Annotated in this window: 18 protein-coding genes and 1 tRNA gene; 6 read left to right on the top strand and 13 right to left on the bottom strand. The window is 58.4% G+C overall.

Annotated features, from left to right (window positions below; all coding sequences use genetic code 11):
- Positions 1 to 30: 30 nt before the first annotated feature.
- Positions 31 to 774, top strand: a complete 744-nt coding sequence (locus WFP06_RS07815; protein WP_336986655.1) for a sulfite exporter TauE/SafE family protein — start codon at positions 31 to 33, stop codon at positions 772 to 774.
- 129 nt (positions 775 to 903) lie between these two features.
- Here the strand turns inward: WFP06_RS07815 and WFP06_RS07810 are convergent, their stop codons facing one another.
- The 7 genes from WFP06_RS07810 to WFP06_RS07780 all read right to left on the bottom strand — a co-directional run bounded on the left by WFP06_RS07810 (position 904) and on the right by WFP06_RS07780 (position 4,278).
- Positions 904 to 1,287, bottom strand: coding sequence for a hypothetical protein (locus WFP06_RS07810; RefSeq protein WP_336986654.1), 384 nt, complete (start codon positions 1,285 to 1,287; stop codon positions 904 to 906).
- A gap of 1 nt (position 1,288) precedes the next feature.
- On the bottom strand, positions 1,289 to 1,831 hold the full coding sequence (locus WFP06_RS07805; RefSeq protein WP_336986653.1) for a hypothetical protein: 543 nt from the start codon (positions 1,829 to 1,831) through the stop codon (positions 1,289 to 1,291).
- 70 nt (positions 1,832 to 1,901) lie between these two features.
- Positions 1,902 to 2,459, bottom strand: a complete 558-nt coding sequence (locus tag WFP06_RS07800; protein ID WP_336986652.1) for a phage major capsid protein — start codon at positions 2,457 to 2,459, stop codon at positions 1,902 to 1,904.
- Positions 2,460 to 2,475: 16 nt separating this feature from the next.
- Positions 2,476 to 2,631 (bottom strand): hypothetical protein, encoded by a 156-nt coding sequence (locus WFP06_RS07795; RefSeq protein WP_336986651.1) that lies wholly within the window; start codon positions 2,629 to 2,631, stop codon positions 2,476 to 2,478.
- Positions 2,628 to 3,152 (bottom strand): Arm DNA-binding domain-containing protein, encoded by a 525-nt coding sequence (locus tag WFP06_RS07790; protein WP_336986650.1) that lies wholly within the window; start codon positions 3,150 to 3,152, stop codon positions 2,628 to 2,630. Before WFP06_RS07790 ends, WFP06_RS07795 begins: the two co-directional genes overlap by 4 nt.
- Before the next feature lie 180 nt (positions 3,153 to 3,332).
- A tRNA-Asn gene (locus WFP06_RS07785) sits at positions 3,333 to 3,407 on the bottom strand.
- Positions 3,408 to 3,489: 82 nt separating this feature from the next.
- Complete coding sequence (locus tag WFP06_RS07780) at positions 3,490 to 4,278, bottom strand: NAD kinase (RefSeq protein ID WP_336986649.1); 789 nt, start codon at positions 4,276 to 4,278, stop codon at positions 3,490 to 3,492.
- Positions 4,279 to 4,406: 128 nt separating this feature from the next.
- Here WFP06_RS07780 and WFP06_RS07775 point away from each other — a divergent pair, with 128 nt between their 5' ends.
- A complete protein-coding gene (locus WFP06_RS07775; protein WP_336986648.1) occupies positions 4,407 to 5,729 on the top strand; it encodes a GGDEF domain-containing phosphodiesterase in 1,323 nt (440 codons plus the stop codon).
- On the opposite strand, the gene mfd is transcribed toward WFP06_RS07775, so the two are convergent.
- The 3 genes from mfd to WFP06_RS07760 are packed head-to-tail and all read right to left on the bottom strand — an operon-like array spanning position 5,726 to position 10,014.
- Entirely contained in the window at positions 5,726 to 9,205 is a 3,480-nt protein-coding gene (gene mfd, locus WFP06_RS07770; protein ID WP_336986647.1) for a transcription-repair coupling factor, read from the bottom strand. The two genes, WFP06_RS07775 and mfd, sit on opposite strands and share 4 nt — an antisense overlap.
- Before the next feature lie 40 nt (positions 9,206 to 9,245).
- The gene (locus tag WFP06_RS07765) at positions 9,246 to 9,524 is read right to left on the bottom strand and encodes an FAD assembly factor SdhE (protein ID WP_336986646.1); all 279 of its coding nucleotides are present in this window, start codon (positions 9,522 to 9,524) and stop codon (positions 9,246 to 9,248) included.
- Positions 9,525 to 9,582: 58 nt separating this feature from the next.
- Positions 9,583 to 10,014, bottom strand: a complete 432-nt coding sequence (locus WFP06_RS07760; RefSeq protein ID WP_336986645.1) for a hypothetical protein — start codon at positions 10,012 to 10,014, stop codon at positions 9,583 to 9,585.
- Positions 10,015 to 10,194: 180 nt separating this feature from the next.
- Between WFP06_RS07760 and recG the strand changes: the two genes are divergently transcribed.
- The gene (gene recG / locus WFP06_RS07755; RefSeq protein WP_336986644.1) at positions 10,195 to 12,252 is read left to right on the top strand and encodes an ATP-dependent DNA helicase RecG; all 2,058 of its coding nucleotides are present in this window, start codon (positions 10,195 to 10,197) and stop codon (positions 12,250 to 12,252) included.
- Here the strand turns inward: recG and WFP06_RS07750 are convergent.
- Genes WFP06_RS07750 through WFP06_RS07740 form a run of 3 tightly spaced genes read right to left on the bottom strand, consistent with a single transcriptional unit; the run spans position 12,249 to position 14,419 of the window.
- Positions 12,249 to 12,713 carry a low molecular weight protein-tyrosine-phosphatase gene (locus WFP06_RS07750; RefSeq protein ID WP_336986643.1) on the bottom strand — a complete coding sequence of 155 codons (465 nt, stop codon included), beginning with the start codon at positions 12,711 to 12,713 and terminating at the stop codon, positions 12,249 to 12,251. The genes recG and WFP06_RS07750 overlap by 4 nt on opposite strands.
- Positions 12,710 to 14,056 carry an ABC1 kinase family protein gene (locus tag WFP06_RS07745; RefSeq protein WP_336986642.1) on the bottom strand — a complete coding sequence of 449 codons (1,347 nt, stop codon included), beginning with the start codon at positions 14,054 to 14,056 and terminating at the stop codon, positions 12,710 to 12,712. Before WFP06_RS07745 ends, WFP06_RS07750 begins: the two co-directional genes overlap by 4 nt.
- A 48-nt stretch (positions 14,057 to 14,104) precedes the next feature.
- A complete protein-coding gene (locus WFP06_RS07740; RefSeq protein WP_336986641.1) occupies positions 14,105 to 14,419 on the bottom strand; it encodes a PilZ domain-containing protein in 315 nt (104 codons plus the stop codon).
- Positions 14,420 to 14,761: 342 nt separating this feature from the next.
- Here WFP06_RS07740 and thyA point away from each other — a divergent pair, with 342 nt between their 5' ends.
- The 3 genes from thyA (at position 14,762) to WFP06_RS07725 (ending at position 18,189) form a co-directional block, all read left to right on the top strand.
- Positions 14,762 to 15,721, top strand: coding sequence for a thymidylate synthase (thyA, locus tag WFP06_RS07735; RefSeq protein WP_336986640.1), 960 nt, complete (start codon positions 14,762 to 14,764; stop codon positions 15,719 to 15,721).
- A gap of 108 nt (positions 15,722 to 15,829) precedes the next feature.
- On the top strand, positions 15,830 to 17,131 hold the full coding sequence (locus WFP06_RS07730) for a thiamine pyrophosphate-dependent enzyme (RefSeq protein ID WP_336986639.1): 1,302 nt from the start codon (positions 15,830 to 15,832) through the stop codon (positions 17,129 to 17,131).
- Positions 17,128 to 18,189, top strand: coding sequence for an alpha-ketoacid dehydrogenase subunit beta (locus WFP06_RS07725; RefSeq protein ID WP_336986638.1), 1,062 nt, complete (start codon positions 17,128 to 17,130; stop codon positions 18,187 to 18,189). Before WFP06_RS07730 ends, WFP06_RS07725 begins: the two co-directional genes overlap by 4 nt.
- Position 18,190 lies beyond the last annotated feature (1 nt).

The following is an 18,190-nucleotide window of genomic DNA, read 5'->3' as shown; positions in this document are numbered from 1 at the left end:
TGCCCGCCCGTGTGCGGCTACCGCGCTTGGGTGCCGATCCTAGCTGCCGCATTTATGGTCGTAGCCATACTCTACGCTTCAGTCGGTTTCGGAGGAGGCTCCACATATAGTGCGCTGCTTGCTTTATCGGGTCTCGATTACCGGTTGCTGCCGATATTGTCGCTGGCTTGCAATATACTGGTCGTGGCGGGCGGCAGCTGGCGTTTTGCCAAGGCGGGCGTGACACCATGGCGCGGCGCTCTGGTGCTTACCGCGATAGCTGCGCCGATGGCATTTCTGGGCGGGTTGACTCCCATCGGGCGCGACGCATTTTTCGGCATTCTCGGCGCCAGTCTGGTTTTTACGGGGCTGACATTGCTGCTGCCGCGCATTTCAGGGGATAATACGCGACCCACGGCCATGGCACGTTTCGCGCCGTTTGTCGCTGCTCCGCTTGGCTATCTGGCGGGGCTGGCCGGCATCGGGGGCGGCATTTTTCTGGCGCCGCTGCTTCATCTCGCGAGATGGAATTCAGCGCGCGCAATTGCGGCAACCGCCAGCCTGTTCATTCTGGTCAATTCGCTGTTTGGCCTTGCCGGCCAACTGGCGAAGCGTGGACCCGAGATGTTCGGCGCCGCGCTGAGCGGCGGTTTGCCGCTGTTATTTGCAGTTATTATCGGCGGACAGATCGGCAGCCTGATGGCCGTCAGGTTTTTGCCGCAAAATGCCATCCGCTGGCTAACCGCCGCGCTGACCATCTGGGTCGGCGCGCAGCTATTGCTCGGGCTTGTCTGAAAAAGTGGCTCCCCGAGTTGAAGCCCGAAGCCACAGGAAACTAGGGTTTTTGCGATGTGGCGGCCGCATCGGATACCGTTTCGGATACTGATATTTCTTTAAATCTGCCGTCGAGAAGCGACCCTAAGTTTATGCAGGTCGGGCGAAATCGTTGACCTCTGGGTAATTCAAAGGTTCATCGATCCTTCTGGCATCTTCAATTATCTCTTCCGTTTTTCCGAAGAGAGGAGATTGCCAAGGCTCACGATTAATCTTTCGAGTGCGAGCCGGAATGATTGACGTTTCAATAGATCGCGCAGTTGCGAGTTTTTCCTGCAGATGGGTGATTTTGACCAAGCCACGGACCAACTCGATCATGCCCAAATCTTCGCCGGTATCTGGATCAACGATTTCGCCGCCTTCGCCATAGATCAGGAACTTTTCGCCCAGCTTTAGACCTTCACGTGTTCCGCGATTTATGACCACTGTTGAGTCATCGATAACCTTAACCACCCGTGGCAGTGTATCACTCACCTTAACTCTCCTGCGCCTGACCAGGCTTGATTATCAGTGTGCCGTTTTCGCCATCGCTCAGCTTCGCACGAACATTTGCGATCTCTGTTTCGTCTAGTCCAGAACTTCTCAATGCAATTTGCACAAGACCATTCTTTTGGACGTTTATGACCTCCCCAGCACAGATGAGGCGTTCAAATTCACCATCTTGCTTGTAGATCAGAACGGCAACGGAAATACCTAGCCAATCGCGATGGCCGACAATCAGAAGTCCTTCATCAAGCCTCACGGATCTAACAGGTGGACTTGAGAATGCATTGGTACGAAAATCCATCGCCAACCAAACAAGGTAAGTAATTGCGACCCAGTGAGGGTAAAGCACCATAAGCCAATTACTTATGCTATTGCCGACAAGCGCAAGGACAAGCCCAAAAATTGTGGCCCATCCAAGGACCACAGCGATAAGTGGCCCGCCGTAATGCGAGATCGGATTGGATTGCCCCATAATTTCAGTTAGCGAGAGATAAGAACTTGGGCAATAGATCAGCGCAATGAGTTGCCACAAAAAGAGGCCGGACAGCGGTCTAGTGCTGTCCGGCCCCTCATATTGGCTCTCTCACCAATCCTCGGTGGAATTAGACCGGGATTTTAAGCAGGCGGATTGCGTTCGGATCGAGAAGGCCCGCGCCGACACGCTTGGTACAGTAGAAATTCACGAAAGGCCGAGCCGTGAAGGGATCGCGCATGACCCGAACGCCGGTGCGGTCGTTAATCAAAAATCCAGCCCGGAAATCGCCCAGCGCGATAGCGAGGTTGCCCGCTTCCGGTCCTGGCATGGCTTCGTCAATCTCGACCGGACGGCCCAGCAGGGTAGAGGGCTGGCCCACGATGAGGCTTTCCCGCCAGATCAGGTTTCCGTCCGCATCCTTGAGCCGGGTTAGGGCCGCAGCGGTCAGGCTCGACATGAGCCAAGTCGCATTCTGCCGGTAGGGGGCTGCGAGGCCATACATGAAGTCGATGAGAGCATCGACCGCAATGGCTTCGGTGATGACGTCCAACGTCCCGCCGGGGTGGGTGTTCTCGTTCACTCCGCCCACGATATAGGTCAACAGGCCGGAAGGCTTATTGACCCCATCGCCAGCGATGAAGGCGATGCCTTCCTGACGATTGAATTCAGCGGTGATCGAATTCACGAGCCACGAACCTACGTCAATCTTTGTTGAGGTCGAGAGCGGCAGCAATGTCTTCCTTGCTAGCACTGCCTTCGCCTGAAAGGCGGTAGATGAAATCGACACTGAATTGCCGAGCGGCATCATAATTATCGAACGCAGCCCATTCGCCATGCAACCCAGCCAAGGTTTTCATTTCGGGATCGTGTGCTGCTTCGAAATTCTGGTGGGCCAGACATAATCACGCATGGTGCCTTTCCAGTTGGCCACCGTCTTATCGGCCCAGTCGGCTTCCTTTACCTCAATGTAGCGCTCGGCCAGAAACTGGAATGTTTGGGTTTGGTTTGCCGGTTGCTGGCCCAACCCGGAAAGGATCGCTTCGCGCCGCTCGGCTTTCTCGGCTTCCAGCTTCATCTTCGGATCAATGCCCAACCGGGTCATCTCTCGAAATTCGCGGGCCTTGGTCCTAGCCGCGTCAACGCTGGCCGCAATGTCGCCGGTATCGACCTCTCCCAACGATAGGTGCCGGGTGCGCTTATTCATCGTGTAGATGTAGCGCCAATGCTTCGTCCCGGTCGGCCCAACCAAGAGCCAGAGGCCCTTACCGTCGCCATACTTCGCCCATCGCGGTCCGCTGCCGCTGGCGGTGGATTTCTTAGCATGGGGCTTCGCAGCCCTTATCTTGGCAACCGATAGTTTTTCCGCTCCACCCGCCATATTGGCCTCCTTGTTGGTGTGACCGGACCCTTATCGGATACCTTTTTGATAAAAGAAACCCTGAATATTCTTAGTTTGTTCTTATGGCTCCGTGGATACCGTTTTTACGCGTAGGACAACAAAAAAGCGCTGAAACCCGTGGGTTTAGCGCTTGTCTGCGTTATTCATGATTTGAAAAACTGGCTCCCCGAGTTGGATTCGAACCAACGACCAAGTGATTAACAGTCACCTACTCTACCGCTGAGCTATCGGGGAACAGCAATCACATCACAGGTGCGATGTGGGCAGGGATGCGCCTATATGCAGGGCCTCGCGCTTTGGCAAGCGGGGAAAGGCATCAGACCACAAATTGCTCGCTCACAATCCTCTCGTCCAGGCTGTGGCCGGGATCGAAAAGCAGGGTCAGCTCGCTATCGCGCGCGATTTCAAGGCGGACTTCGGCGATATCGCGCAGTTCCCTTTGGTCGGCGACTGCGGCAACCGGCCGCTTGACCGGATCCAGCACGCGGAATGTTACCTGGCTGCGATCGGGCAGGATTGCGCCGCGCCAGCGCCGCGGCCGGAACGGGCTGATCGGGGTCAGGGCGAGCAATTCGGAATCGAGCGGCAGAATCGGGCCGCTGGCGGACAGATTATAGGCGGTCGATCCCGCCGGTGTTGCCAGCAGCACACCGTCGCACGCCAGTTCTGGTATGCGGACCTTGCCGCTGACTGACACTTCCAGCTTGGCGGTTTGCCGCGTTTCGCGCAGCAGCGACACTTCGTTTATTGCCCGGAGGCTGAGCGTTTCGCCGCTCTGGGTGGTGGCCTCCATCCGCAGCGGAGCGATCTTGACCGTGCGTGCTTTTGCAATCCGGCCGAGAATATTGGCACCGCCGCGAAAACGGTTCATCAAAAAGCCGACCGTGCCCAGATTAAGCCCGTAGGCAGGAATTACCCGTCCGGCATCAAGCATCGCGTGCAGGGTCTGCAGCATGAAGCCGTCGCCGCCCAGAACAACCACCGCATCGGCATCTTCGATCGGCACCCAATCGGTCAGATCCAAGAGCAGCGCTTCAGCCTCGGATGCGGGGTCCGTATCGGAGACAGCCAGGGCAAGGCGCGCGAATTCATTGGTCTTTGGCAAGGCTTGCCTTCCAGCTGGGCCCACAGGCGCGTGGACCGGACCGCCAATCTGTATGGAGCCGCGTCCCTTTTTGCAACGCATGGAATTTGCCGGAAGATGCTGCCATGGTTTGTGCCTATGCAGAATGAATGGCCACAATTGCCCCGCAGCGCCCGATCCGGAGCGATGACATGCCCCGCGACACATTGACGGGTCTGCCCGGCGCGGACGCGCTGCGTGCCCGGCTGGGCGAGTGGCAGGATAGCCGCGGTGCAGGCGAAGTCGCGCCGATCCACGCGATGCTGGTCGGCCTCGGGCGATTCGACACGGTCAATCTGGCATATGGCGAGGCTGCCGGTGACAGTGCGCTGATCGAAGTCGCTGCCCGGATTCAGCGTTTCGCGGATGAGGAAGTCGATGGCGAATGGGTTCTGTCACGCATCAGCGGGGGTAATTTCTTGCTGGCTGCGCATGAGTGCTGGAGCCGCGAGCGCTGGCAATGGTTAGCCGATACGCTCGCCAGTGCGATCGCGAGGCCGATCCCCCATTTGTCGGGTGAGGGCGCCTTTCGCCTTTGGCCGCGGATCGTATTGATGCGCCCGATCGCAGGCGAGGGACCGCTGACGATTCTCGACCGGCTGGCGGAGACGCTGGGCAGTATGGCGCGCGACCGGAGTTCGCGGGTCCAATGGGCCGACGGCGAGCTGGCTCCGGGCGGACGCAGCGCTGTGCAACTCGAGGCAGATTTGCTCTCGGCGCTGGATCGCGGAGAAATCGAGATACTGTATCAGCCGCAATACTCACTTCGCGATGATCGGCTTGTCGGGGCAGAGGCGCTCGCCCGCTGGCAGCATCCCGAACTGGGGCGCGTCGGTGCCGGCACATTGTTCACGATTGCCGAACGTGCCGATCACGTCGCTCAACTGTCGCGCCACATCGCCCTGCGAGCGTTGACGGGCGCAAAAGATTGGCCGGGTCGGTTGCGCCTGTCGCTCAATGTCACGCCGACTGATCTGGCGGCGCATAATTTTGCCGAAGATTTTGGCGCGATCCTTGATGAGACCGGCTTTGATCCCGCGCGGTTGACGCTGGAAATTACCGAACAGTCGTTGCTAAGCGATGTCGATGCGACCACGCTGGCACTGGCGCCGCTGTGCAAACGCGATATCCGGATCGCGCTGGATGATTTCGGGGCGGGGTTCTGCAACTTCCGTTATCTCAAACTGTTGCCGCTCAGTTACCTCAAGCTCGACAAGAGCATGGTCGATGGTATTCTGGATGATGAGCGTGATCTGGCGGTATTCCGCGCAATTGCCGCCATGGCGCGAGCGCTGGATTTGCAGCTGATCGTCGAAGGTATCGAAACCGAGCAACAGCGCGCCATGGTCGCTGGTGAGGGGGCGCAGATCTATCAGGGGTTTCTGAAAGCGGCGCCGCTGGATCAGGCGGGCTTCAACAAACTGACCCGCTAACCTTTCTTCTTTGCCCGCATCGCAATCCGGCTGAGGCCCTTTGTCAGTTGGAACAGGCCGTTCAGCCGGCTTTGCGGGTCGCCCCATGCGCGGTTGATCACAAGTTTCATGTCAGGCCGCAGTTTTGCCGCGCCGTCCAGCCGGTCAACATAGGCGATCAGACCCGGACCATCGGGGAAATTGTTATCCCGGAAAGTGACCAGCGAACCACGCGCACCGACATCGATTTTGGCGATATTGGCTTCGATGGCCTGATGCTTGATCTCGATCAACCGCACGAGATTGGCAGTTGCGGAAGGCAGATCGCCAAACCGGTCGATCATTTCGGCCGCCATCGATTCTATCTCGTCCTTGTCGCGCGCATCGTTCAGGCGCCGGTATAGCGCCATCCGCACTGCCAGATCCGGCACATAGCTTTCGGGTATCATAATCGGCGCATCGACCGTGATCTGCGGGCTCAGGCGGCTTTCGTCGCGCGCGAGTCCGGCATCACCCGCCTTTGCGGCAAGGATCGCGTCTTCGAGCATGGATTGGTACAATTCGAACCCGACCTCGCGAATATGTCCTGATTGTTCGTCGCCCAGCAAATTGCCCGCCCCGCGAATATCGAGGTCGTGACTGGCAAGCTGGAAACCCGCGCCCAGACTATCCAGATCGCCAAGCACCTTGAGGCGTTTTTCCGCGACTTCGGACAGGCCCATGTCTCGCGGATGTGTCAGATAGGCATAAGCCCGCAATTTGGACCGGCCAACACGCCCGCGCAGCTGGTAAAGCTGGGCAAGGCCGAAACGGTCGGCGCGGTGGATTATGATGGTGTTGGCGGTTGGAATATCCAGCCCGCTCTCGACAATAGTGGTTGAAAGAAGCACTTCGTATTTGCGTTCGTAAAACGCGCTCATCCGGTCTTCGACTTCGGTCGGCGACATTTGGCCATGCGCGCTGATAGCCTTGATCTCGGGGACATGTTCTTTGAGCCATTGCTCGACATCCGCCATATCGGAAATGCGCGGCACGACGATAAAGCTTTGCCCGCCGCGGTGATGTTCGCGCAGCAGCGCCTCGCGCATCACCATATCGTCCCACTCCATCACATAAGTGCGGACCGCCAGACGATCGACCGGCGGGGTCTGGATCGTGCTGAGTTCGCGCAATCCGGACATCGCCATCTGCAAGGTGCGCGGGATCGGCGTTGCGGTCAGAGTCAGCATATGAACATTGGACCGCAGCTGCTTCAGTTTTTCCTTGTGCGTAACACCGAACCGCTGTTCCTCATCCACGATGACCAGCCCCAGATCGTTGAACCGGGTGGTTTTGGACAGGATTGCATGCGTGCCGATGACAATGTCCATCGTTCCGCTCTGCAGCGCCTCGCGGGTTTGTTTGGTCTCCTTTGGCGGGACCAGCCGCGACAGACGCCCGACTTTGAGCGGGAAACCGGCGAACCGTTCGCTGAAATTGGTAAAATGTTGCCGCGCTAGCAAAGTGGTCGGCGCAACAACTGCAACCTGCTGGCCGTTCATCGCAGCGACAAATGCGGCGCGCAAGGCGACCTCGGTTTTGCCGAAGCCGACGTCGCCGCAGACCAGCCGGTCCATCGGGCGCCCGCTTTCCAGATCGCGCAACACGTCTGCGATCGCGGCATCCTGATCATCGGTTTCTTCCCACGGGAACCGGTCAACAAACTGGTTATAGCCAGTACCGTCGGCAGCGAACACGGGTGCTTTGCGCAGCGCGCGCGCCGCAGCGGTCCGCATCAATTCGCCCGCGATTTCGCGGATGCGTTCTTTCAGGTTTGCACGGCGTTTCTGCCATGCCTCGCCGCCAAGCCGGTCGAGCATTGCGCCATCTTCCGATGAGCCATAGCGCGAAAGCACATCGATATTTTCAACCGGAATATACAGCTTGTCGCCGCCGCGATATTCCAGCTTCACGCAGTCGTGCTGGCTTTTGCCGACCGGGACCGGCTCAAGGCCCAGATAGCGCCCGATCCCGTGTTCGGTGTGGACCACCAGATCACCGCGGCCAAGCGCGCTCAATTCAGCCAGAAATGCGTCCGAATCCTTCCGCTTGCGCTTACGGCGCACCAGACGGTCACCCAAAATGTCCTGTTCGGTCAGCAGTTCGATGTCCGCGCTGGCAAATCCGCCTTCCAGCGGCAGCACCATGGCAGTGGGCGCCCCCTTGGCCGCCTTGCCCAGAGCATCCTGCCAACTGTCGGCCAATGCGACGCGCGTTCCGGCTTCTTCGAGAATCGACGAAATGCGCGCGCGCGATCCTTCCGAATATGCTGCAATCAGCGGCCGTTTGCCTGCTGCGCCGATGGCTTTCAAATGGCTGGCTGCGGCGGCATAGATATTATCGCCGCGCGCGCGCTCGGGCGCGAAATCGCGCGCCGAGGAAAATCCAAAATCAACGACCGCGTCGCTCGCCGGTTCGGCAAAAATCACCGCGCGGTGGACCGGCCACGTTTTTATCGCGCTGCGGAATTCGGCCCCGTCCAGATACAGCGAATTTGCCGGCAGCGGGCGATAGCTTCCGGCGGCCTGACCCGCCGCCTTGCTGCGTGCATCGTGGTAATCGGCAATATCGGTCTGCCGTTCTTCGGCGGCCTGTATGGCAGAGCTTTCGGCCACGATCAGATCGCCTGCCGACAGGTGATCGAACAAGGTCGAAAGTTCGTCTTCGAACAACGGAAGCCAATGTTCCATACCTGCCAGTCTGCGGCCTTCGCTTACCGCCTGATACAGGGGATCGCCGGTCGCGGTGGCACCGAAAAGTTCGCGGTAGCGGCTGCGGAACCGTTTGATCGATGCGTCGTCGATCAAAGCCTCGCTTGCCGGAAGCAGCAGGAATTCGTCCAGCGTGCCGGTCGTGCGCTGGGTGCCGGGATCGAATAACCGCAGGCTTTCCAGTTCATCACCAAAGAAATCCAGCCGCAAACCCTGCCCGAGGCCCGTGGGGTAAATATCGAATATCGAACCGCGAACTGCATATTCCCCTGCATCCGCCACCGTATCGGTGCGCCCGTATCCCTGCCGCTGAAGCAGCGCGATCAGGCTTTCGCGCCCGATCTCCATCCCGGGTTTGAGTGCCCGGACGGATTCGCGGATTCGGAACGGCGTGACAACACGTTGGAGCAATGCGTTTACGGTGGTGACCAGCAACTGCGACCCGGCTTTTCCGGCTTGCAACCGGTGCAGTGCAGACAGCCGTTTGGCGCTGATCGACAGTGCCGGGCTGGCCCGGTCATAGGGCAAACAGTCCCAGGCGGGGAATTCCAGGACTTCTATTTCGGGCGCGAAGAAATGGGCGGTTTCCGCCATCGCGCGCATCGCCGCATCGTCGGGCGCGATGAACACGGCACGCGATGCCGACGCTCGGGCCAAATCCGCCATGACCATCGGTTGCGCCCCGCGGACGACGGAGGACAGGGTGAGCGGCGTCTTGGCACCAAGAATGCGGGAAAGGTCGGGCATTTGTGTCTGGTCAATCGTGCAGTGCGGCAGGGCGTTCCCGCTAACGCGGAATATCGACGTAATCGAGCCGCATCATCAATTCCATCAGCGGCCCGTCGATGTGATCGGGAACGGGCTGCGTCTTAAGCGCCCAGGCCATGATGTCCACATCATCTTCTTCCAGAAGCAGTTCGAACCAGCCAATTTCCGCCTCGCTCCAGGCAGCATGATAGCGATCGAAAAATCCACCGATCATATAATCGGCTTCGCGCGTGCCGCGATGCCAGCCGCGAAAGCGCGCCCGGGCTGTTCGCGTTGAAAGGTTATCAGTGCTGTTCATGAAACGGGGCGCCAATCATTCGGAAAGGCGCCCCGTTTGGTCGATCAGGCTGCCGCAATCAAGGGTGTGTATGCGTGTAGTAGCTCATCCCGTCGACGACCATCTTGTTGGCTCGTTCACCCAGGGCTGTCACCGCCGCTTCAGAACCTTCCTGCGCGATAAGCGCCTTCTGCATCGCCATACCTGTTGCGGGTGAGTGGCTGTCCATTGTTGCCATGCCCCCCGGCATTTCGATGACCATCATGATATCCCATTTGCCGGTGACCACCCAATGCAGCTGGATTTCAGGCAGGCCGGCAGCCTTGCGGGCTTTGGCATAATGGTTTTCATATAAGTCAGCCCAGCTTTCCTGCGCGCCGTCGGCCAAATCAAGAAAACGTACCTCGTAAGTCGTGCGCGCTTCTTCCGGTTCGGCGTTTTGTGCAAATACTGGTGTTGCAAGAAAGGCCAGCGAAGAAATAGCTGCGAGTGATGCGATTGTTCTATTCATATTTGATCCCCCATTTTATGCGAAAAGCGACCGCGGATATTCAAATACACGATTCAACAGCGATTCAAAATAGCTCGGCAATCTATTTGTTAAGCATACTGTTTTTTAAAGTTAAATTTCTATACTTGATGTGCAAAAGCGACTTCGCAGTGTGGCGAAAACCCTTTAGAGCGAATTTTCATGCGGCCCGATATTCTCAATCCCCTGTTTATCGAAACCGCTGCGCTGGACGGTGTAGGGCCGAAAATCAGGAAGCCGCTGGAAAAACTGGGCCTGACGCGCGTGCGCGATATTGCCTATCATCTGCCTGAACGTTTCGTAACGCGCCGCGCGGTCGATAATCTGGACGAAGCGGGCGAGGGTGAACATGTCGTCATCGCGCTGACCCCGACCGAACATCGCGGAGCAAGCGGGCGCGGCCCCTACCGCGTGCTGGCGCAGGACGCGCTTGGCAATATCTGTTCGCTAACCTATTTCGGGCGCGCGTCCTACACTGCCAAAAAACTGCTGCCCGTGGGCGAAAAACGCTGGGTTGCGGGCAGGCTGGACCGGTATGGCGATATGCTGCAAATCGTGCATCCCGATCATGTGGTTGCGGATGATGCAGACACTCTCACCCGACTGTGCGAACCGGTATATGCCTTATCCGAAGGGTTGACCCAGCCGCGTGTCGCGAGCCTCGTCGCGCAGGCGCTGGACCGGATTTCGCCGCTGCCGGAATGGATTGAACCGGGCCTGCTGGCGAGCCGCAAGTGGCCGGAGTGGTTGACCGCGCTGAAAATGGCCCATGGCGGAGAGGATGAAGGTGCGAGGGACCGGCTGGCCTATGACGAACTGCTTGCGAACAGCCTCGCGCTGATGCTGGTCCGGCTCGCGAACAAGGACCGCAAGGGCAGACCGCTGAAGGGCGACGGATCGCTGCGCGCGAAACTGGAATTGCCGTTTCAGCTGACCGGCGCGCAGTTGCGGTCGATTGGCGAAATAGAAGGCGACATCGCGCAAGGCGCGCCGATGTTACGGCTTCTGCAAGGCGATGTTGGTTCGGGCAAGACGGTTGTCGCGCTGGAAGCGATGCTGATCGCTGTGGAGGCAGGATCACAGGCCGCATTGCTTGCCCCAACCGAAATCCTTGCGCGCCAGCACTTTGAAACCCTGCGCCAGATGGCCGCGCCCACCGGCGCGGAAATTGCGCTGCTGACGGGCCGCGACAAGGGCAGGGCAAGAGAGGCGATCCTGATGGGTTTGCTTGACGGAAGTATCGACATGGTGGTGGGCACCCACGCGATTTTTCAGGACAGCGTATCTTACAAGGATCTGGCGCTGGTCGTGATCGACGAGCAGCACCGTTTTGGAGTGAGCCAGCGGTTGATGCTGGCGCAAAAGGGCAAACGGTCACCGCATACGCTGGCGATGACGGCCACTCCGATTCCGCGCACGCTGACGTTGGCACAATATGGCGAAATGGACGTTAGCCGCCTGGATGAATTGCCGCCGGGCAGGCAGGCGATCGACACCCGCGTTGTTGCGCAGGAACGTCTGGCCGATGTCATCGAAGGTTTGGCAAGGCATCTGGAAACCGGGCAGCAGGCCTATTGGGTATGTCCGATGGTGCGCGAAAGCGAAACCGCTGACATCGCTGCCGCCGAGCAGCGTTATCTGACATTGAACGGACGGTTCGGCAACGATGTGGTGCTGGTCCACGGCCAGCTCAGACCCGAAGAAAAAGATGCCGGCATGGAACGTTTTGCGCGCGGCGAGGCCAAGGTACTCGTTGCAACCACGGTGATTGAAGTCGGGGTCGATGTGCCAAATTCCACATTGATGGTAATCGAACAGGCGGAACGCTTCGGGCTGGCGCAATTACACCAGCTACGCGGACGTGTGGGGCGGGGATCTGAAAAGTCCGTCTGTCTGCTGCTGCGCGGCAATATGATGTCCGAGACAGCACGCGAACGACTGGCGCTGATGCGCGAGACACAGGATGGCTTCTTGCTGGCTGAAGAGGATCTGCGGCTGCGCGGCGGCGGTGAATTGCTCGGCACGCGTCAATCGGGCGATACACCTTTCAATGTTGCAACGCTGGAGCAGATCACTCGCCTGTTGCCGACCGCGCATGACGATGCCCGTCTGCTGGTCGAGCGTGACGGCGGCCTGGCGAGCCCGAGGGGCGAGGCGGCAAGAGTGCTGCTCTATTTGTTTGAACGCGATTGGGGCGTCCAGCTCCTGCGCGGCGGTTAGATACTTAACCTGCCCGCCAATGCTTCCGCTGCAGCGTAAACCTCGCTCCAGGTCACTTCAAATCCGGCATCGGCGCCATAATAGGGGTCGGCAACCGCCATGCCCTCCTGCCCCGGGACCGCGTCCATCAACAATGAAAGTTTTGCGGTCGCATCAGCCGGTGACAGGCGGCGCAAATTTGCCAGATTGCTGGCATCAAGCGCGAAAATATGGGTGAAATGATGGAAGTCGGCTGCAGTCACTTGCCTACCCCGAAGGTCCGAAATATCTGCGCCGTGCCGCAGCGCTGCCGCCTGCGCGCGATCGTCGGGCGAGGCGCCTATATGATAGGCCGCGGTCCCCGCCGAATCGATCCCGATGTCCAGGCCGCTGCGCTGCGCCACCAGCCGCATCGCACCTTCTGCCATGGGTGAGCGGCAGATGTTTCCAAGACAGACGAACAGCAAGGAAGGACGGGTCATGTCGTCATCACCGGATTGGCATCGAGAATGCGCGAGACAATTCCGCGCACATCGACTTTTGCCTTCAACCGCGCACCGAGCAGAGCGGTGCCGCTGACTTTTCGCTGTATGAACAGCGTTTCGGCTGGCGGCAGATGCCAGGAGGACCTGTCCTCTGCTATTGCCATACCCTCATCGCGTAGCACCGTTACAAACGCGCGGTCGCCAAAATCAAACACATCGTCGCGGGTCATTTCTCCGAGAATGACGTCAATCATGGTATCGATCCGATCGCGGTGATTGCGGATTGCGGCGGGATTGACGAAACCGGCGGTCACGGCTGCATCGCGCACTGCATCGCGGTCACCCGCCAATCCGGCGACCAGCAGGCGGCGGTACGATCCGGCGATTTGCGGCGAGACATCGCGTGCCGCGCCAAAGTCGAGCAACACGATCCGCCCGGTTTCGGGTTGATAGCGATAATTGGCGAAATTGGGATCGGTTTGCATCACGCCGAATTCGAACAATTCGCGTCCGACCAACTCGATGATCTGTCCCGAAACACGGTCGCGGATGTCCTGCGGTGCGGATTCCAGACTTTCGATGGGAACCCCCGGCTCGAAACTCATTGCCAAAATACGTTCGCCGGTGAACGATCTGTCGAGCGTGGGCACCACAAATTCGGGCCGGTCGGCCAGTAACGCGGCATAGCGTTGCAATTGCTCCCCTTCGCGGACGTAATCGGCTTCTTCGTGAAGCTGTTCCTTGGCCGCTTTGAGCAGGGGACCAAAATCCAGTTCTGCCGGCAGCATTCCCGACATTCGAAGCAAGGTTGCGACATTGTCCACATCGGCATCGATACTTTCGCGGATGCCGGGATATTGCACCTTTATAGCCAACGTCTCGCCGCCGCGGGTGACGGCACGGTGGACCTGCCCGATGGACGCAGCCGCAACGGGACGCGGTTCAAACCGTTTGAAACGGCTCCGCCAGTCAGGCCCCCATTCTGCAATCAGCACCTTGTCCAGCTGGCGCGCAGGCATGAAATTGGCATTATCACGTAATGTCGCGAGGATACCTGAAAGTTCGGGCGGTAGCATGTCGCCGGCATCCATCGATATCATCTGGCCGAGCTTCATCGCGGCGCCGCGCAAATGGGACAGGCGGTCTGCCAGCCGCATGGCGTTGCCCGGCGTCAATATCATATCATTGATTCTGGGTATCTCTCCGCTGGCAAGCCGCCGCGATCCTTCGGCCAGCATTCCGCCAGCCAGCCCCCCGGCAAGCCTGCCGAATGTGGATAAGCGTGACAGCCGCCCGCTTGGAACCGCGCGCTGACGGCGCTCTGCTTTGTCATTAGACATCGCAGCCATATGCCCGCGGGCCCGGACCCGGGCAAGGCGCAAGAGAGGTTAAACTGATTTGCCGCTGAGAGTGGAGCGAATATGATCGAAAACCGGGCCGTAGAGCGGCATTTCAAACCTTATACCGATCAGATCCGTTTTCACCCATATGACCTTGGCATCAAACATTCCCAGCATTTCGATTCGCATCGAAATCTTGTCGCCCGGTGAAAGCGGCGTTCGCTTCTCGTAAAGTTTGCAGCCGGCTTCGGACAGATCAAGCATGCGCACGCGCATCTGAATGCCGCGCCCTGTCCGGTATCTTGCAAAAACAGCCACGTCCGCGCGCTCTGTCTTTCGATTATCCAACGTACTGCCCGTCATTGGATGCCCAACCTGCTCCATAACAATCCCCGGTTTTGCATTTCAGCCGCACAGTTTATATCGGGCAGTCCGGCTGAAATATTTTATTCGTATGAATTACTACCGCTGATTGGTTAATTGACTGTAAACCCTTGCCTGGTCTTTAGGTTTAGATCCAGATTGGATTATTTATTGCTGGCACAGCCGTAATTAGGCGAGGTGTATTGTCCGATATACTTTTCCTGCGGCAAGTAATAGCCTGATTGCGGTGAGAAATGCGCATGAGACGGTAAGGATGCAATCGCCCCGAACCTGCGTGGGGGAGGGGTGGAAAGCGCGGGGACACAGCGTTAATAACGGCAAATGCCCACCACCCGTCCCGCCAGCGATTCTTGCGCAAGAAGCCTTCACTACGAATGGCAATATCTCGATCTGATGCGGCGCATCTGGGAAACCGGTGACGAGCGGAAGGACCGGACGGGTATCGGCACGCGTTCGGTTTTTGGCGCGATGCTGCGGTTTGATCTTGCAAATGGTGCGATGCCGCTGATTACCACCAAACGCGTTTACTGGAAAACCGCAACGCGTGAATTGCTGTGGTTTTTGACGGGCGATACCAACATCCGCAGTCTTTGTGCGCAAGGTGTCGAAATATGGACCGACTGGCCGCTCGACACCTATCGTCGGGAAACGGGTGATGAGATTTCGCGTGAAGTTTTTTCGCAACGAATTGTCGAAGATGAGGGTTTCGCCCAACGCTGGGGCGATCTTGGTCCGGTGTACGGCAAACAGTGGGTCGATTGGCCGACGTATCGATACGGTCCGGACGGCAAATATGAGCGCGGCAAGGGGATCAATCAGGTCGCCCAGATCGTCGATAGTCTGAGAAACAATCCCGGCAGCCGCAGGCATATTCTGGAAGGCTGGAACGTCGCGGAACTGGATTTGATGGCACTTCCGCCATGCCACAAGACATATCAGTTTCATGTCGCTGACGGGAAATTGAACGGGTTGATGTATCAGAGAAGCTGCGATGTCGCGCTCGGGTTGCCGTTCAATCTCTGGTCAGCCGCGCTGCTGCAACGGATGTTTGCGCAGCAGGCCGGGCTTGATGTGGGAGAATTCGTGTGGATGGGCGGGGATACGCATTTGTACCTGAACCATGCCGATCTGGTCGAAACACAGCTGGAGAGGGTACCGTCGGGCAGTCCGGTGCTGGAAATAACGCGTAAGCCCGGCACGATGTTCGATTACCGTATCGATGATTTTGAAGTCAGGAATTATGCGCCCGATAGTCCGTTGCGCGCGCCCGTGGCGGTATAAGAAGCTGTCATCTTGACCGTTTGCGCGGCACGTAATAATATGTCGCAACCTTAAAATAATGCATCCGCGCTGGCTATTGGCGCGGATCAGCCACTCCGGGGGAGTTCTATGGGCAAAGGCCCCGATAAACTGGACGACAAGCGCGGCAACAAGCCGAAGCTGTCGTTGCATGTTCCCGAACCGTATTATCGCCCGGGTGATGCGGTCGATTTCTCGCACGTCGTCGTGACAAAGGCGGGCGAGCAGTTCCGCCCTGATGAGGCGTGCGACGCGAAAGACACGCATCCGCTGTGCCTCGATCTGATCCGTGTGCTCGGCGATGATGACAAGGCGCACGGTCCATGGGACCCGCGGCTTTCGCCTGAAACCCTGCGCACCATGTTGCACAATTTTGCATTGGTCCGCGCATTTGACGAACGGATGTACCGCGGCCAGCGCCAGGGCAAAACCAGCTTCTATATGAAGTGCACCGGCGAAGAAGCGACCTCTGTCAGCGCCGCGATGGCGCTTGCGTCCGATGACATGGTTTTCCCCAGCTACCGCCAGCAAGGTATCCTGATTGCGCGGGGTTATCCGCTGGTGGAGATGATCAACCAGATTTATTCGAACAAGGGCGACAAGCTGAAGGGCCGCCAACTGCCGATCATGTATTCCAGCCGCGAGCACAGCTTTTTTACGATCAGCGGCAATCTGGCGACGCAAACTCCGCAAGCTGTCGGCTGGGCGATGGCCAGCGCAATCAAGGGTGACAGCCGGATTGCCGCCACATGGATTGGTGAAGGCTCGAGCGCGGAGGGTGATTTTCATTCAGCCTGCACCTTCGCAGCGGTTTACAATGCGCCGGTGATCCTGAATGTGGTCAATAATCAATGGGCAATCAGCAGTTTCAGCGGATTCGCCGGGGCGGAACGCACGAGTTTTGCGGCCCGTGCCATGGGCTATGGCATAGCCGGGCTGCGGGTCGATGGAAATGACGCGCTGGCGGTGTATGCAGCACAAAAGTGGGCGGCCGACCGTGCGCGCTCTAACGGCGGGCCAACGCTGATCGAATATTTTACCTATCGCGCGGAAGGCCATTCGACGTCGGATGATCCAAGCGCATACCGGTCAGCACAGGAGCGCGAGGAATGGCCGCTTGGCGATCCCGTGACGCGGCTCAAGAAACATCTCATCGGACTGGGCGAATGGTCGGAGGACCGGCACGCTGCGATGGATCTTGTCTGCGCCGATGAAGTAAAGGCAGCCACCAAGGAAGCTGAAAAGAACGGTATCCTGGGCCACGGTTTGCATCATCCGTTTGCGACCATGTTCGAAGATGTTTTCGAAGACCTGCCCTGGCATCTCAAGGAGCAGAGCGAGCAGGCCATCCGCGAACGAGCGATCAAATGGCCCGAGGGGAAAAAACCATGAGCGCCGATACCAAATCCGCCATGGCACCCGCAGCCGCTACCGAACCGCGCCGGTTGAACATGATCGAAGCGATCAACGAAGCGCTCGATGTGATGATGGACCGTGATCCCGATATCGTGATTATGGGCGAGGACGTCGGCTATTTTGGCGGTGTGTTCCGTGCAACAGCAGGACTGCAGGATAAATATGGCACCAACCGTGTGTTCGACACGCCGATCAACGAATGCGGGATCATCGGTGCGGCGGTCGGGATGGGCGCATACGGCTTGCGTCCGGTGCCGGAAATCCAGTTTGCGGACTACATTTATCCCGGCATGGATCAGCTGATTTCGGAAGCTGCGCGCCTGCGTTACCGTTCGGCCGGCGAATTTATCGCGCCGATTACTGTGCGCTCGCCCTTTGGCGGCGGCATCTTCGGCGGCCAGACGCACAGTCAAAGCCCCGAGGCAATTTTTGCGCACGTCTCCGGCTTGAAGACAGTTATCCCCTCCACGCCCTATGACGCAAAGGGTCTGCTGATTGCGGCGATCGAAGATAACGATCCTGTGATATTCTTCGAACCCAAGCGGATATATAACGGCCCCTTCACAGGATATTACGACAAGCCGGTGGAGCCTTGGAAAAAGCACGCCGACAGCGTCGTTCCAGAAGGCCATTACCGCATCGAACTGGGTACTGCGCGGACAGTGACCGAAGGCGAGGAACTGACAGTGCTGGCTTATGGCACGATGGTTCACGTGGCCCGTGCAGTATGCGAGGAAAAAGGTGTCGACGCCGACATCGTGGACCTGCGGACGATCGTTCCGGTCGATATCAAGGCAATCGAAAAATCCGTCAAAAAAACCGGAAAGTGTCTCATCGTCCACGAGGCCACACGCACGGCAGGTTTCGGCGCCGAATTATCGGCGCTGGTGCAGGAACATTGTTTCTACCACCTCGAAGCGCCCGTTGCCCGCGTGACCGGGTTTGACACCCCCTATCCGCACAGCCTCGAATGGGCATATTTTCCTGGTCCCGTCCGCATTGGCGAGGCTATCGACTCAATTTTGAAAGACTGAC

Origin of the sequence: Altererythrobacter aquiaggeris, assembly GCF_037154015.1 — a bacterium.
In the GTDB taxonomy this organism is placed as follows: Bacteria; Pseudomonadota; Alphaproteobacteria; order Sphingomonadales; family Sphingomonadaceae; genus Aestuarierythrobacter; species Aestuarierythrobacter aquiaggeris.
This window is presented reverse-complemented; position numbering and strand designations above follow the sequence as displayed.